Source organism: Albibacterium sp. (assembly GCF_035514885.1).
In the GTDB taxonomy this organism is placed as follows: domain Bacteria; phylum Bacteroidota; class Bacteroidia; order Sphingobacteriales; family Sphingobacteriaceae; genus Albibacterium.
Genome location: NZ_DATJCH010000012.1, coordinates 795,024 through 811,601, shown reverse-complemented (window position 1 = coordinate 811,601; position 16,578 = coordinate 795,024). Strand labels below are relative to the sequence as shown.

The window sequence follows — 16,578 nt, the reverse complement described above, 5'->3', positions numbered from 1 at the left end:
TTTAATTATTTAAGCTGTCTTGATTAGAAAAAGTATTGATTTTAGACCCATCACTCAGGTATGCACTTCCAGAAATAATTAAATAAGAAGAACCTTCTAAGCCGGATAATACCATCACTCCATCTTTTGATATGGCACCGAGTGTCACTTCCACTTTTTTAGCTGTTTTCTTATCGTTGGTTACAAATACAAATCCATGATTAGCATTGCCATCCAATAATGCATCGTAGGGTATCTTCCATCCTGTACTTTTTTTAGAAGGATAAATAGTAGCTCTTGCGAATGCACCGGATGCTAAGTTTAGATTCTGACCTGCATTTATCTTTAATGTAATTGTGAAGGTTCCGGAACTTGGATCTATTCCTTCTGATTTTCTTAAAACCTGTCCTTTGATTTTTTCTTTAGCTAAATTGCTTTCAATTAATGCCTCATCGCCGATGTTTAACAATGCCCACTGTTGATCGCTTACTCCAACTTTTAATTTCCAATCTGTATTTCCTGCACCATTGACTTGTAAAATCGGAGTTCCCGGTCCAACAGTCTGTCCTGCATTTACAAAACGCTTTAAGATATATCCGTTAGTATTGGCTCTTATTTCAGAGAAATTTTGATTGAATTGTGCTGCTTTATTTTGTTGGATGGCGATATCCCGAGCTGTTTTTGCATTTTCCAGTTGCTCTCTAGTTGCAACAGAATCTCTGAATAGTTGCTGTGCCCGTTTATAATCACGTTCTGCTTTTTCAAGAGCCAGATCAGTTTGTTGCACACCGGTATTGATTTCTGTCATATTTAATCTCGCTAGTAACTGACCTTTTTTTACATGATCTCCTTCGTTCACCGTTATTTGCTGAACAATTCCACCATTTTTAAAAGATAAAACAGCTTCATCTTCTGTTGTAAAAGTTCCAGAAGTTTGAATAGCATTTGCACTTTCACCCTCCTGTAGAGGAAGTAGTTTTACAGGAATGATATCTTCTCTATTTAATCCATCATTAGTTTCTGCTCCTCCACATGCTATAAAAAGGCTGATTAAGAAAAAAAGACTGAGTTGAGTAGGGACGTTTTTCATAATTAAGGATTAATGTTTAATTCTCTTTCCAATTCTGCTGCAGAAATTAATACGTTATACTTGTTTATCTGAGAAGCTAATTGAGCTGCTGTTAGTTGATTTCGGGCATCGATAGTTTCAATAAATGTATTGACACCTGCCTGGTAACCACGATCAATCAGTCGCTGATAGGAGTTGGCAGCCTTTAATTGTTCCATTGAGGCTTGATATACTTCAAATGCTGATTTTAATTTATTCTTTGCAACCTCAGCACTTAAGTTTAAATTCTGCTTTGCATTTTCTAATTCAAGCTTAGCATACTGAAGGTTCAATCGGGTTTCTTTGATTTTGTACTTATTTCTCATTCCTGAGAAGATAGGGATGTCTAGTTGAAGTCCAATCATATAATATCTGCTGTCCTTGTTAAAGTGAAGGCCTTCAGCTTGAGATCCTAAATCAAGGAAGCCACTTAATTTTGGAATAAAGTACTGCTCATCCTTATTTAATAGTGTTTCATTGATTGTTAGTGCCTGATTTAAGGACTGTATTTCGCTTCTCTTATTAATATTTATTTCCTGTAGAAGTAGTTTCTCAGCAACCCTTAATGTCGTATCGCTTTCAAGAGAGCTATCAATGTCTGACTCAGGCGACCGATTCAATAAAGAATTAAAGTATAGTTTGGCATTCTCAGCTTGCTGCTTGGCTTTAGAAAAATCCGCATTAATCTGTGCAATCTCACTTTCAGACCGCATAATATAAACAGGAAGCCCTTTACCACTTTCATAGAGTTTTTCATTTACACGTTTTCCTTCTTGGGCTAGAACTTGAGAAGATTTATAGATGTCAACCACCTGCAGAGCAGATAAATAATTATAATAAGCAATCTTTATATTCTTTATTAATTCTTGTTTATATATTTCTAACTCATATTCTTTTAGAACAATTTGCTGCTCGCTTAATTTAACTCCATAGCGAATGTCTGAATTCAGAATAGGAACCGTGGTTCGTATCTTGGCATCGTAATAATTCTTGGGAAGAAAGCCGATTTCTGTGTTTTCAAGCTCAGTAAATCTTTGTGATTGAGTCAGGTCATTTAAAGTAGAATAAACACCGTTTAGAAGATCGCCTAGAGGTAAAGGAATATTCCTTCCACCGTCTGCTGTTGAATAGGTAGTTTGGAAACCAACTGTAGGAAGATAGAAGCTCTTGGCCGATTGAAGGCCGATCATTGCTTTCTCCCATGAAATGTTTTTTTGATTAAGAACCAGGTTATTTTTCAACCCTTCTTCAATATAGCTTTCCAAACTATTTGTTTGTGCAGAGACAAGAGAACTATAACCTAAAAGAATGAGGCTCGGTATAATTATATTTATAATTTGTTTCTTCATAATTAATAATGCAAACTCCTATATTACAACAGCCTGATCTATTTAAGTTTATCAATAAGGTTTAAAAAGTTTTCAAAAGAATCTTCTAGTATTTTGTCTGGATGAATGTCAAGTTTATTTCCTTTAACCACTTGCTCAAAATGTCCATGTAAAGACAAGGAGCAGAGTCCATGAACAGTAGACCATACAAATAGAGAAAATAACTTAGGATCTTGATCTTCGAAATAGCCTTTTTTCTGACAATCGATAATTGTTTTGTGTAAGGGCTCAAAGGCATTAATACCCTCTTGCCATTTATCAGAAGAGCATTCATCCTCATCAAGCCATTGCAGAGGTTCTTTCATAATAAACATCAACTCGTAGAAATCGCTATGGTCAAGAGCAAACTGTAAATATGTCCATCCCATTTTTTTTAAGCGTTCAAAGGGATCTTCAATTTTTCCTAAATCATGGAAACTTGTGCCCAGCATCTTAAAACCCTCCCGATGAAGAGCATAGAGAATATCATTCTTGTCGCGATAATACAGATAGATGGTTGTAGGACTAAATTCAATTACCTTCGCAATTTTACGAATAGAAGTGGATTCATAACCGTATTTAGTAAAAAGCAATTTAGCAGCGTCTAAAATGCGCTGTTTTAAATCTTCTTTATCTCTTTTTTTGCGTTCTGTAATTCCCATATATTAACGGTGTAAAGCTACTTAACACTGTTAATATATCCAAATGTTTTTTTTAAAATTATCACATAAGCTATTGTGGCATTCAGATAGTTAAGAGAATTAATGTGCAGAAACCACCTTTAAACCAATAATGGACGCTATTAAAGTAATAAGGAAGAAGACCCGCCAAAAGGTTGCCGGTTCGTGAAAGAATAAAATTCCTATCAATACAGTTCCAACAGCCCCAATACCTGTCCATACAGCATAAGCTGTTCCAATGGGTAAGGTTTTAGTAGCAACTATCAATAAATACATGCTAATTGAGAGGCAGACCAGAAAGCCAATAAACCACCAAGTAGCTGATAATCCTACAGATTCACGAGCTTTACCCAAACAAGTGGCAAAGCCAACTTCGAATAAGCCTGCAATTATTAGTATTATCCAATTCATTTGATCTTTATTTCTAAGAAAGCGACAAAACTACTATTTTTTGTTAGCTTTTGTGAAGATTTCAATTACTCCATCTGTAGCTTCTTTACCAAATCTTTCAATAGCTGATTCTTCTTTGTAAACATTTATAGATTCAATGTCTTTCGGATTTATCTTTTTGAAATCTTCTTCGTTAACTTTTACACCATTTACTAGAATTAAAAGATTTTCAGGAAGACGTCCTTTTGCAGGCTCTGTATTTGGCAATAAACTATTTTGTTCCTCTGCCATCCTTTCGTTTGTTATTATGCTGGTAGATAAGGGAGATGAATCAAGGCTTTCCTTTGCATTTGAAATGCTAAAAATCAGCGAGCCAATGATAACTATGGGCAAAATAAATACATATTTACTTAGATGACTATTCGACGTTTGATTCTTGTTCATCATCTTTATCCTCTTCTTGAGGTTTTTAATGTTAAAGTGGTTACCTAATGCTGGTTCTGTAGGTAAGCTGCTGATGTTTAGTAAGCTATATTGATAACTTTGTTTATTTATTCCGGTAGATAATACTTTTTGGTCCGTAATAAATTCTATGTTTTCATGAATGGACTGTCTTATAAACCAGCAAATAGGATTATACCAAAAAAATACAAATACAAGCTCAGCAGTTAAGGTATCCAGACTGTGAAGCTGACGTACATGGATATATTCATGTTTGAAAATTTTGTCAAATTCTTCTTTGTTGTGTTTGTCAGGGTTAAGGTAAATTGATTTCCAAAATGAAAATGGAGTAATGTCTTCCTGTGATTTTCTATAGGGGTAAATGTTCCAATGAGCTGGTATTGAGTTTACATGAACCTTTAATACTCCCCGAAGTTTAATTAATAAATTAAAAAAGACTACTGCAAAGCTGAACCATAGGAAATATTCAATAATTTCACTGAATTCCATTCCTTGTTGCGAAAAATGAAGGTTATTCAAATCAGGAAGTGCTGTTATTATTTCGGCGGGAATATCCAGTTTGCTACTAAACAAGCTTTTTAGATTAATCAAAGGGTATGTTACTGAGAAAGTCAGAGCTAGGAGTAGATAATATCGATTTAATCTATAAAAAGTCAGGTTACGCAACCCAAAGTAATAGCCCAAATAAAATAATGTTAAAGCAATATTAGCTTTTAGAAGATATATCATTAATTCCGACATAATCTAAGGTTTTGGTTTTTGAATCATCTCTAAAATTTCCTTTAATTCCTTTGGGGATATTTTTTCTTCCTTTGCAAAGAAGCTCACCAAATCCTTATAAGAATTTTTGAAATAGTCACTTACGAAATCTCCCATAAAGGCTTTTTTATATTCGTTTTCTTTGATAAGAGGTTTATAATGGTAAGAGTTTCCTAGTTTGGTTGACTTTACATATTCCTTCTTCTCTAGGTTTTTTAGAGTTGATGCCAAAGTAGTATAAGGTATCTTAGGTTCTGGAGATAAGTTCAATATATCTTTTATAAAACCACCTTTATTTTTCCACACAAGTTGCATGGCTTCTTCCTCTTGTTGACTAAGTTTTTCCATTTTATTATCTTATTAAGTGAATCTACGAACATTCCGTAATTAAACAAATATATTTAACATTTCTTTTAATACGTTGAATATATGATCGAATGGGTATCTTTGTCGCAGTTTTTCAATGATATAGAATATTCATGAAAGAAGACGAAAAAGGAAGTGCCCCCCTCATTAAAAATTTATCCTCAAAAAAAAGATTTGATTTTATAATAATGGCAATAGGTGTAATTGTCGTGGGATCGACACTACGTGCACCCATTACTGCTGTTGGGCCGGTAATATTAGAAATTACAGAACAATTGCGACTTACACCTATGCTTGTAGGGTTAATAACTACAATTCCCTTAATGTCTTTTGCATTATTGTCGGTTCTTGCTCCTAAGGCAGCAAAGCGAACCGGATTGGAAAAGCTATTGCTTTACTCCATGTTAGTTCTTGCTTTTGGATTATTTGTTCGCTCTGTTGGGAATGTTTCTTTACTATTTATTGGTGCTGCTTTAATCGGCGCAGCTATTACAGTAGGAAATGTTTTGATGCCTGCTTTTATCAAGAAAGAATTTCCAAACAAGGCAGGTCTTATTACCGGATTTTATCTTGTATCTATGAATCTAACCTCAGCCTTGGCAGTTGGATTCAGCATTCGCATCGGGCAATCTACTGGCTTAGGATGGAAAGCTTCTATCGGTATTTGGGGCTTTCTTGCACTCGTAGCTTTTCTTCTTTGGTTGCCACAGATTAAAAAAAGGTCGGTATCATCAGCAGCAGATACTTCCAGGCTAAGTAATAAATCACTCTGGAAATCACGTCTTGCATGGCAGATATCCATTTTGATGGGTTTACAGTCATTCTTTTTTTACACATTAGCTGCCTGGCTTCCCACAGTTTTACAAAGCTGGGGTATGTCTGCTGAAAGATCTGGCTGGATGCTTTCCTACATACAAATGGGTCAGTTGCCTATTATGCTTATCGGGCCGATTGTTGCCGGAAAGATGAAAGATCAAACCTCTTTGATATGGGTTACTTTTATTCTCTTATTATTAGGTTTGCTGGGAATAATTGTTTGGAAGACTGAATTCATTATGATCTCAGTAATTATAGTAGGAATATCCCTTGGCTTGGCTTATACATTGGTAACCATGTTCTTTATTCTTAGAACAAAACATCCATCTGAATCTGCAAATTTATCAGGTATGGCACAGTCTGTAGGTTATTTGATAGCGGCTAGCGGTCCTCCATTATTCGGGGCGCTCTATAGCTTAACTCATAATTGGTATGTTCCGCTTGCTTTATTATTGGTAGCGGCTATATTCTTACTTACATCTGGTTTGGCATCATCAAAAGACAGATACGTTTCTTAAAAAAGGGGAGAGGTATCCATCAAAAGAAGATACCTCATCCCTAAGTTTATTAAGCAACAAATTCTTTCTCCGTTACCCGAAGTTCTTTTGCCGCTGCTACCATTTCTAATAGCGCTTTTTTAGTTTCATCCCAGTGACGTGTTTTTAGTCCGCAGTCTGGGTTAACCCATAGCTGATCAGCTGGAATTACAGCTTTTGCTTTCTTTAAAAGGTCGACCATTTCTTCTTTTGAAGGAACTCTCGGAGAATGAATATCATATACTCCCGGACCAATTTCATGCGGATATCTGAATTTAGCAAAAGCATCCAGTAACTCCATCTTTGAACGAGAACATTCGATCGTTATAACATCAGCATCCATATCTGCAATGTTTTGGATAATATCATTAAATTCAGAGTAACACATATGAGTATGAATCTGTGTTTCATCGGCAACGCTTGATGAGGCGATACGAAAAGCAGTTATGGCCCATTGTAAATAATTCTGCCAATCAGCTCTTCTTAAAGGTAAACCTTCACGAATTGCAGGTTCATCAATCTGGATAATTTTAATGCCTGCCTTTTCTAAGTCGCTTACTTCGTCACGAATGGCTAAAGCAATTTGATTGCATGTTTCTGAGCGTGACTGGTCATTTCTAACAAAAGACCATTGAAGAATGGTAACCGGACCAGTCAACATACCCTTTACTAAACGTGACGTTAAGCTTTGAGCATATTCAGTCCACTGAACAGTCATTGCTTTTGGACGAGAAATATCTCCGTAAATAATCGGAGGCTTTACACAACGTGACCCATAGCTCTGAACCCAACCGTTTTTAGTAAATACAAATCCGGCTAATTGTTCTCCAAAATACTCAACCATGTCGTTGCGTTCAAATTCCCCATGAACGAGTACATCTATATCAATATCTTCTTGCCAGCGTATGGTTTTTTCAGTCTCCTGCTTCAGCAAATCTTCGTATTGTTGTTTATTGATTTCTGCCTTTTTAAATTGCGACCTCCAATTTCTTACCTCTGATGTTTGTGGAAACGAACCGATCGTTGTAGTAGGGAATAAAGGTAGGTTTAATGCTTCATGTTGTTTCTGTTTACGTATTATAAAAGGATTTCGTCTTTTTGAATCTTCACCTCTGATTGATCTTACTCGTTCTTTTACTAATGGATTATGAATCAATAAAGACACCTTTCGTGCTTCAATGGAAATTTGATTCTGCTTTAATTCTTCAGCAATATCACTGTTCTGGTTCCCATCTGCCAGCTCCTTAAGTATTTTTACTTCATTGATTTTTTGTCTTGCAAACGAGAGCCATTGTTTAATTTCCGGGGTTAATGTTAGCTCATTCGTTTCACTGGTTAAATCACAAGGAGAGTGAAGCAATGAACAAGATGGTGCAATCAATACACGTTCAGTTCCTATTTTATGAACAACTTTATCTATCAATCCTAAGGAATTATTAAAATCGTTCTTCCAGACATTTCTTCCATCAACTATACCTAGGGATAGCTGAAGATGAGGAGGAAGTATATTTAACACTTCATCCAATTGTTCCGGACAGCGTATTAAGTCGATATGCAAAGCTGTTATCGGTAAAGAAGCAGCTAAGTGAGTATTGTCTCGCAGACCTTCGAAATAGGTAGCAACCAATATATTGATCGCTGGAAATTTTTTATGGATTTCTGTATAAACAGAAGTAAATGCAGCCTTCTCCTTTTCATTTAAGTCCATTGCCAAGAATGGCTCATCAAATTGTACCCATTCTACTCCATTTTCCTTTAATTTATTTAGGATTTCAAAGTATACAGGTAAAAGATTTTTTAACAGTTCGATCCGTTCAAAGCCTTCTTCCTTTTCCTTTCCCAAAAGCAAGTAGGAAACTGGGCCTATAATAACCGGTTTAGTTAGTATACCCAATTGTTTCGCTTCATGAAACTCATCTAGAATTTTTGTAGAAAAGAGTTTGAACTGCTGATTTTTTTGGAACTCAGGAACGATGTAATGATAATTGGTATCAAACCACTTAGTCATTTCCATTGCAGTTATATCCACTTCTTCTTTTTGAAATCCTCTCGCCATAGCAAAATAGAGATCAATCTCTGAGTTATTGCGGTTTAGTATAACTTCATAATATTTATTAGGTATTGCACCAACTGTTAATGTCATGTCTAATACCTGATCATAAAATGAAAAATCGTTGGAAGGAATTAAATCAATACCAGCTTCTTGCTGTAATTGCCAGTTTCGCTGGCGGATATCCTTACCCACCTGAAGAAGTTCGTGTTGAGATGTTTTGCCCGACCAATAGTGCTCGCAGGCTTTTTTGAGTTCTCGATTGCTACCAATACGCGGGTAGCCAAGATTGTTAGTTAGCATTGTTGTTTTTTTAAAAGATTAATAAATCTGTTAAAGTTCTTTGCTAAGTCACAATGCTTTGAGAAATGAATGGTATGAAAGGGAGATACAAAGAGAATTCATAAGTGGAGAAGGACCTGAATTAAAATGTATCATACCTGACTGTAGCTTCATATCGCGAAAGCATTGTCAATTCGAATGAGGCAGGTCTCCTGACTTGTAACATTTTTACCATCCTTCCCGTTCTGATTGCTCAGACAGTGGATTCTTGTATTGGTAAAAACTTTATGTTACTTACAGTTGCGCGACAGTTCGTGATTTACACACGATTCCCTATTAATTTGCAGCTAAGCAAAGCCTTCTTCGGTTGATTAAGAATGTATAAAGAACTAAAGAAACAAAGGTACAATAAATGCTATAATTTTCATAGACATTAAGAAGGTGTATCTTTTGGTTTCGCTAAGTTCGTATATGCTGGCCCTTCAATAACTTCTCCATCAATGGTAAAACGACTTCCGTGGCATGGACAATCCCAGCTTTTTTCGGCATTATTGAAGTGAACGATACAACCTAAATGTGTACAAACAGATGAAACGATGTGCAGTTCATTATTTTCATCGCGATATGCCGCTACTTTTTCATCATCTAACTTCAAGGTTTTCCCTTCACCGGCTTTGATTTCCTTTAATTGATCAACCTCTCCATAAAATAAATAGTCTTTAACTAAAGAAGTAATGACATTTACATTCTCCTTTATAAACTGCCCGGCTGAAGCAAGAGGAGTAAAGCGTTTAGGATCATATAATTTAGACCAGTCGTTCTCTACTCCAAAAATAGTGTCTGTTATTATTGATGCTGCCAATGTTCCGTAAACAAGTCCATCAGCTTTAAATCCCGTTGCAATGAAAACATTCGATTGTAATGGACTTGTCCCTATATAAGGTAATCCGTCTGCAGATTTATAGTTTTGTGCCGCCCAGCGGTAAATAATATCTTCAACATCAAAATGCTTATGTAGATATTGCTCAACCTTTTGCAAACATTCTTCTGTATTATTGATTGTTCCAACCAAATAGGGCTCTCCGACTATTATCAAAAAGTTTCCTTCTTCATTTGAATAAGGACGGATTGAATATTGATAGGAATCATTAATATGCCAGTATATTCCCTCTAAAGGTAAACTTCCTTTTATTTTTGCTGCCAGAGCAAACTCACGATAAGTCTCCATTTCTGTATGTACTTCGTAAATTCCTTTCGGCGAGTGAGTAGCCATAATAACCTGCTTTGCCTTTACGATTCCGTTGTTAGTATGAACAAGGCAAGGTGTTCCATCTTCAACTTTTAAAACTTTGGTGTTCTCAAAGATCTGGCACCTTGTTGGATCTATGCTACCCGCTAGTCCCAATACATATTTATAGGGGTTTATTTGCGCCTGATGATCAATAGTAGCTATGGTAGAAATATCGGGAAAAGGAAATATATAAGGAACTGAATTAATGGCTTCCAAGTTAGCTTTATGAGCTGCATCAAACTCTTTTTCTACTTCTTCGTCTTTGTCTTTTGAAGAATCTGTAGTGAATAAATGCCAGGGTACACGTTGGAATTCACAATCTATATGATGCTTCTTAACCTGTTCTTCAATGAAATTAATAGCAAATGTTCTGGAGTTAACGACCTGGAGCATCGTTTCTTCCCCATGTTTTGAATCGATTGTACTGAGCCTTTCACCTACAGTTGCGTATAAATTGCCAGTTGAATAACCTGTGGACCCTTTGCCAATTGAGTGTGCTTCCAAAACAACTGCCTTTTTTCCTTTAGCTGTTAGCATGGCAGCAGCACTAATACCTGTTATTCCACCACCTATAATAGCTACGTCTACCTCTAAATCATTTGCTAACGCTGGATATCTCGAGGAATTAATATTTGCAGTCCATACTGATTCTGTAAAATCATGCTCTTTTTTCATTTCTTTTGATTTATTATTATTGACTATATATAATAAACCCTTAAAAATGAATTTTGTTGAAGGCTATGAAAGTATTTTCTAATTCTGGCTGGTTTTCTCTAATATCCCGCTTGTAATTCTATTCGGTCATCTATTCTTTCATTTCTTATAAACTGATAGAAATTAGATATAAATCTTTCAACTCTACCTATAACTTCCTCTTTCCCGCTACCGCCCGTATGTTGAGTGAGAATAACATTTTTCATTCCCCAAAGCGGATTATCTGCAGGCAATGGTTCTTTTTCAGTAACATCAAGCACAGCTCCTGCCAATTTTCCACTCTCAAGTCCGGCTATTAAAGCATCTTCGTCGGTTGTATTACCTCTTCCAATGTTTGCATACACGCTCCCTTGGCGCATGGCATCTATAAATATTTTTGAAACATAATGGTCTGCTGCTCCTGGAAGTGTATTAATAACAAGGTCTGTTTCTGGCAACGCCTTTATAGTCTCTTTAAAAGAGTGGAAATCTGCTATGGGATTGTTACGTGCTGTTGTCTTTATTTGACATCCAAAACCGGCAAGTGCTCTTCTAACGGCCAGGCCAATAGTTCCACTACCAAGAATTAGAACTCTTTTATCACCTAAACTTTCCATGGAAGGCCTGATCATTGGTGCTTTCCATTCTTTATCAATTTGAAAACGGATCAAATGATTAATCCCTCTATAGAAGGCAAGTATGCCACCAATAATGGTTTCAGCACAGTCTTGAGAAAACAGATCTCCCATATTTGCTATGAGACTATCAAGTTTAATATGTTGATATTGATTAAAACCAGCAGAATCTATCTGCCAGAACTTAAGTGAAGGTAAAGGTTCCTTGAACCAGGAAGGAGGGGGGTTGCCCAGTATTACTTCCGCAGATTTAAATGCATGGTGTATCTCAGATTCAGACAAGTTACTTTTAAAAGTCAGGTCTGATTCTACAGGTAGTTTTGCTCGTAATTCATCCTGAAGACTTTGGTCAAGATCTGTATAAATAAATACTCTCATTGATCATGATTTTCCTTAAAGTTATCAATATTATTAAGGATATATATAAGACTTTTATAAAAATGTATAAGCTATACAGAGCTTTACACTTTATCTTTGTCGATCATTAAACGAGTTTATATGAAAATCAAAATTATATTAGCCGCTTTTTTAAGTACCTATATATTCAGTGTTTATGCTCAGGATGAGCACGCTATGCACCATTCTGCTGATACAACGGCTATGCAAGATATGATGCATGATATGGCTGTTCCTATGGGACATTCTTATTCGTTGAATTTACCGATGGCGCGAAATGGATCAGGAACAACATGGCTTCCTGATGAATCGCCAATGTATGGGATTATGCTTCATTCAAAAAAATGGATGTATATGCTGCATGGAAATATTGCTTTGCGGTATACAAAGTCAGACTTAGGAAACAAAGGCACTCGGGGGAGAGATATGTTTGATGCTCCCAACTGGTTTATGGCAATGGGCCAACGTAAAGTTGGTCAAAAAGGACTGTTTAACTTCAATGTCATGCTTTCCTTAGATCGGCTTACAGAAGGAGGTGATGGTTATCCATTATTGTTTCAAACCGGAGAATCGTGGAAAGGAATCCCATTAGTCGATCAGCAACATCCGCATGATCTATTTTCAGCACTATCTATTGGCTACACACAATCCCTATCTGAAAAGTCAGACTTGTCTATTTATTTAGGCTATCCAGGAGAACCTGCGCTTGGTTCTGTTGCATTTATGCATCGTCCCTCTGCATTTTCTAATCCGGATGCTCCCATTAGTCACCATTGGAATGATGGAACTCATATTACTTTCGGAGTTGCAACTTTGGGTTTCCGCTATGATAAATTTAAAATTGAAGCGTCTTCTTTTACCGGACGAGAGCCAGATGAAAATCGATTTGATTTTGATAAGCCACGATTTGATTCATATAGTGGCCGCTTATCTTATAATCCAACAAAGAATTGGGCTTTCCAATTTTCCCAAGGGTGGATTAAGAGTCCCGAGCTTACACATCCGGGAGTAGATATTAATCGTAGCATCGCTTCTGCAATTTATAGTAAATCTTTAGGCGAAGAGAAGTTTTTGAACGCAACTTTGCTTTGGGGACTTAATAAAGCTAAAGGACATGACGGCGAGAATGCAGCTTTGTTTGAAGCTTCCTACCGATTGAGAAAACTCGAGCTGTACACTCGTTATGAATGGGTTCAGAAATCTGTGGAAGAATTAAATTTGGATGAGAGTGTCTATGGAGAACATGTTCTTTTTCCGGTTAATGCGCTAACATTGGGATTAAATTATGATGTATTTACTGTTGGAAAGATTCGTATGGCTGCTGGCGGACAAGTGTCATTATATCACACAGACTCCCAACTGAATACATTATATGGAAAAAACCCTTCTTCCGGACAAGTATTTTTAAGGATCTATCCTGCCTTCATGAAGATGTAGAATTGTTGGTTATCTGTTGTTCTTCTAATAATGTATTTAGCGACTTTTTTTGTACAAAACTTGCGCTAAAATACATTATCAGAAAATGTTAGATGCAAATTAGAATAGAGTGTTAATCCAATTCTTTTTGCGAGGTAATCGCTAACCTATTCCAACTATTGATTGTTACGATGGCCATGATAATCTCGGACAAATAGGTGCTATCAAATAGCTCTGCAGCTTTTTGATAGGTTTCATCCGATACACTGTTTTTTATATTGGTAACCTCTTCAGTTAAAGCTAAAATAGCTCTTTCTTCCTCAGTATATAAGTCAGTTTCCCGCCAGGCATTCAGAAGGTAGATGCGCTGTTCTGTTTCTCCTAATTTTCGTGCGTCTCTGGTGTGCATATTTATACAATAAGCACAACCGTTTATTTGCGATGCTCTGATTTTAATTAACTCTTTATGAATAGGGTTAAGGCTGGAAACTTTTAAGTATCCTTCTAAAGCCGACATTGCTTTGTAAGCACCAGGTTGGCTGGCAATAATATCAATACGTTTTTTCATGAAAGTAATTTTATAAGAATAGTACTAAAGGTAGATAAAAACCAATATTTAATAGGTTAATTCTATGTAATATTGTGAGTTTTATCATTAAAATATATGTTTTTTTTCACCTCATTTAAAGCTTTATCTACGTCTTTTGTAGATAGGGATTGAGAGGAGAGCCTTTAATTGCAAAAAATATTTAACAGTATGTTTTTATTCTATATATCTTTGAGCGATATTGACAAAAAAGAGAGCTACCAATTCAGTTTAAAATAAAAAAATAGAAAGTAAAAAGATAGTATTACTATGGACGACCTGACACACAGTGAATATTCTAAATTCTTAAAAGACTTTGAAGACACATTACGCCACTTATTTCACGAGAAAGAAGACATAAATAAGCTAAGCTTAGAAAGAGGTCTTCCGCCTGCAGTAATGAGTGAAATCATGTCTAAAGTACCACTGTCGGTTGCTATCCCTAAACAATATGGTGGACGAGGAAGTATAGTAAAAGAGTGTTTAGGAGTTTTGTCAGCTGCTTCATACGAATCATTATCGCTCTCTTTAACTTTTGGAATTAATATCGCATTGTTCCTGGAACCTGTTTCAAAATATGCCAACGAAAGTATCAGACAGGAAATATTCAATCGTTTTTTAAAGAACCAGAATATGGGAGGGCTTATGATTACCGAGCCTGATTATGGAAGTGATGCTCTAAACATGAAGACTTTCAATAAAGAAGTTGAAGACGGTTATAAAATTAAAGGTACGAAGCACTGGCAAGGATTAACCGGACTGGCTAATTATTGGATAATTGCCTCCAGAAAAGAACTTGATAACGGTGAGCTTGCAAGAGATATCGATTTCTTTATATCAGATGAGTCTGTTCCTAAACAAAAAATAGTAGTAGAAGAACTGTATGATAATGCAGGTCTTTATATGATTCCATACGGACTAAACAAGTTGGATATTGAAGTACCTAAGAGTCACAAACTAGAACCAGAAACCACAGGTATCAAGATGATGCTTGATATTTTACATAGAAGTAGGTTGCAGTTTCCAGGAATGGGAATGGGCTTTATAAAACGCATGTTGGACGAAGCGATTTCTCAATGTAAAAATAGAATGGTTGGGACCAGTAATTTACTTGCGATTGATCAGGTACAATATCAATTAAGCCGAATTCAATCTGCATTTACCATTTGCTCGGCTATGTGTGCACATAGCAGTAATATGAGTGGGATTGAGCATAATCTGGCTTCAGAAGGTATTGAAGCCAACAGCATGAAGGCTGTAGTAACTGATTTGATGCAAGAATCGGCTCAGCTGCTGGTTCAGCTATCAGGAGCTCAGGGCTATAGAACAACTCATATCGGAGGTAGGGGTATTATGGATAGCAGGCCTTTCCAGATTTTCGAAGGGTCAAACGAAATGCTCTATTCTCAAATCGCCGATATGATTACCCGTGCAATGAAGAAGCAAAAGCAATTGCATCTATTTGATTTCTTAAAGGACTTTAAATTAACTTCAGAAGCTTGTTTACACTTTAAGAAAGATTTAAGCTTTACATTAAACAGCGTTCTCTCACAACGCAAACTTGTTGATTTAGGTAAAATACTTTCAAGAATAGTATGTATCGGCTATGTTCTTGAACTTAAAGCAAAGGGTTTCAGAGCAGATTTAGTTGATAATTGCATAACGTCGGTTCAGCAGGAAGTTTCAGCGCTGTTTAGTTCATTCCATTTCGATAGTGTAACTACCGTTGTAGAAGATTATTCAGAGAATAGCTTGTGGCTTAAATTTGTTTAAACGCTGTTGTTTGTCATATGAAAGAAGGGAATACAATTTAATTGTATTCCCTTCTTTCGTTTCAGCGGTATGATGGTTACCTTTGGGTAAAGTGCTTCCTGATAATATAAACATGAAATTTATTGATAATAGAGGTATTACAGATCCAACGATTAATTTGGCTATGGAAGAGTATGTACTCCACCATATTCCGGTTAACGATAACTATTTTCTTTTTTATGTTAATTCCCCATCCATCATTATTGGTAAAAATCAAGAAGCTTTAGATGAGTTTAATGATGAATATATAGTTGAAAAGAATATTCAGGTAATAAGACGGCTTTCTGGTGGTGGGACAGTATATCAGGATTTAGGAAATCTTAATTTTAGCTTTATTTCCAGCTATGAGGGTTATAACTTAAAGAGTTACAAAGAATTTGTACAGCCTATTGTTAATGTCCTAAATACAATAGGTATAGCGGCTGAGTTAAATAGCCGAAATGATATTTATGTAAATGGCAGAAAGATTTCAGGAAATGCACAGTATGCTAAAAAGGGAAGGATGCTATCACATGGAACTCTGCTTTTAAATTCAGACTTAAGCAGTTTGGTTAATGCCCTTCGAGTAAAAGAAATAAATGTTAATTCAAAGGCTATTAAATCTGTCCGTTCTGCCGTTGCAAATATTAATGAATTCTTACCTTCTCCGCTTTCTATGGATCAATTTAAAGGAATAATTTTAAAAGCTGTTTTTGAAGCCAATCAAAAAGAAATAAATGAGTATTTGTTAAGTGAGGAAGACTGGAAAAAAATTTATAAGATCAGTGAAGAAAGGTATAAACAAAGAGAATGGAATTATATATTATCTTCTAAAAAATTTATTAAATATTAAATTTAAAATGAAAGCAATTATTATACGAAATTATGGCGATGCCAGCCAATTTGAAGAGGCAGAAGTACCAGTTCCATTATTAAAAAGTCAGGATGTGCTTGTTGAGTTCACGCAGCATCGGT

The 16,578-nt window shown here is 35.8% G+C and carries 14 protein-coding genes and 1 riboswitch; of the genes, 4 read left to right on the top strand and 10 right to left on the bottom strand.

The genetic code is table 11. From position 1 onward, the window contains the following. Window position 1: 1 nt before the first annotated feature. The 6 genes from VL047_RS07560 to VL047_RS07535 all read right to left on the bottom strand — a co-directional run bounded on the left by VL047_RS07560 (window position 2) and on the right by VL047_RS07535 (window position 5,093). On the bottom strand, window positions 2-1,069 hold the full coding sequence (locus VL047_RS07560) for an efflux RND transporter periplasmic adaptor subunit (protein WP_325359494.1): 1,068 nt from the start codon (window positions 1,067-1,069) through the stop codon (window positions 2-4). A 2-nt stretch (window positions 1,070-1,071) separates the two neighbouring features. Beyond that, on the bottom strand, window positions 1,072-2,436 hold the full coding sequence (locus VL047_RS07555) for a TolC family protein (protein WP_325359493.1): 1,365 nt from the start codon (window positions 2,434-2,436) through the stop codon (window positions 1,072-1,074). Window positions 2,437-2,474: 38 nt separating this feature from the next. After that, window positions 2,475-3,116, bottom strand: a complete 642-nt coding sequence (locus VL047_RS07550) for a TetR/AcrR family transcriptional regulator (RefSeq protein WP_325359492.1) — start codon at window positions 3,114-3,116, stop codon at window positions 2,475-2,477. 99 nt (window positions 3,117-3,215) lie between these two features. Continuing rightward, complete coding sequence (locus tag VL047_RS07545) at window positions 3,216-3,545, bottom strand: multidrug efflux SMR transporter (RefSeq protein WP_325359491.1); 330 nt, start codon at window positions 3,543-3,545, stop codon at window positions 3,216-3,218. A 33-nt stretch (window positions 3,546-3,578) separates the two neighbouring features. After that, on the bottom strand, window positions 3,579-4,727 hold the full coding sequence (locus VL047_RS07540) for a M56 family metallopeptidase (RefSeq protein ID WP_325359490.1): 1,149 nt from the start codon (window positions 4,725-4,727) through the stop codon (window positions 3,579-3,581). A 3-nt stretch (window positions 4,728-4,730) separates the two neighbouring features. Next, the gene (locus VL047_RS07535) at window positions 4,731-5,093 is read right to left on the bottom strand and encodes a BlaI/MecI/CopY family transcriptional regulator (protein WP_325359489.1); all 363 of its coding nucleotides are present in this window, start codon (window positions 5,091-5,093) and stop codon (window positions 4,731-4,733) included. 206 nt (window positions 5,094-5,299) lie between these two features. On the opposite strand from VL047_RS07535, the gene VL047_RS07530 reads away from it, so the two are divergent. Then, window positions 5,300-6,445: an MFS transporter gene (locus VL047_RS07530; protein ID WP_325359488.1), complete on the top strand. Its 1,146-nt coding sequence runs from the start codon at window positions 5,300-5,302 to the stop codon at window positions 6,443-6,445. Window positions 6,446-6,494: 49 nt separating this feature from the next. On the opposite strand, the gene metE is transcribed toward VL047_RS07530, so the two are convergent. From metE to VL047_RS07515, 3 genes are all read right to left on the bottom strand, one after another. Beyond that, window positions 6,495-8,816 carry a 5-methyltetrahydropteroyltriglutamate--homocysteine S-methyltransferase gene (metE, locus tag VL047_RS07525; RefSeq protein WP_325359487.1) on the bottom strand — a complete coding sequence of 774 codons (2,322 nt, stop codon included), beginning with the start codon at window positions 8,814-8,816 and terminating at the stop codon, window positions 6,495-6,497. A 164-nt stretch (window positions 8,817-8,980) separates the two neighbouring features. Next, window positions 8,981-9,172: riboswitch (cobalamin riboswitch) on the bottom strand. A gap of 56 nt (window positions 9,173-9,228) precedes the next feature. After that, entirely contained in the window at window positions 9,229-10,761 is a 1,533-nt protein-coding gene (locus tag VL047_RS07520) for an FAD-dependent oxidoreductase (protein ID WP_325359486.1), read from the bottom strand. Between the two features lie 98 nt (window positions 10,762-10,859). Beyond that, window positions 10,860-11,792, bottom strand: a complete 933-nt coding sequence (locus tag VL047_RS07515) for a D-2-hydroxyacid dehydrogenase (RefSeq protein WP_325359485.1) — start codon at window positions 11,790-11,792, stop codon at window positions 10,860-10,862. A gap of 120 nt (window positions 11,793-11,912) precedes the next feature. Here VL047_RS07515 and VL047_RS07510 point away from each other — a divergent pair, with 120 nt between their 5' ends. After that, on the top strand, window positions 11,913-13,247 hold the full coding sequence (locus VL047_RS07510) for a hypothetical protein (RefSeq protein ID WP_325359484.1): 1,335 nt from the start codon (window positions 11,913-11,915) through the stop codon (window positions 13,245-13,247). Window positions 13,248-13,359: 112 nt separating this feature from the next. Here VL047_RS07510 and VL047_RS07505 read toward each other — a convergent pair whose 3' ends face one another. Continuing rightward, window positions 13,360-13,794 carry a carboxymuconolactone decarboxylase family protein gene (locus VL047_RS07505; protein WP_325359483.1) on the bottom strand — a complete coding sequence of 145 codons (435 nt, stop codon included), beginning with the start codon at window positions 13,792-13,794 and terminating at the stop codon, window positions 13,360-13,362. Between the two features lie 288 nt (window positions 13,795-14,082). Between VL047_RS07505 and VL047_RS07500 the strand changes: the two genes are divergently transcribed. Together VL047_RS07500 and VL047_RS07495 are read left to right on the top strand one after the other, a co-directional pair. Then, window positions 14,083-15,585, top strand: coding sequence for an acyl-CoA dehydrogenase family protein (locus tag VL047_RS07500; RefSeq protein WP_325359482.1), 1,503 nt, complete (start codon window positions 14,083-14,085; stop codon window positions 15,583-15,585). A 112-nt stretch (window positions 15,586-15,697) separates the two neighbouring features. Beyond that, on the top strand, window positions 15,698-16,456 hold the full coding sequence (locus tag VL047_RS07495; protein WP_325359481.1) for a lipoate--protein ligase: 759 nt from the start codon (window positions 15,698-15,700) through the stop codon (window positions 16,454-16,456). Window positions 16,457-16,578 lie beyond the last annotated feature (122 nt).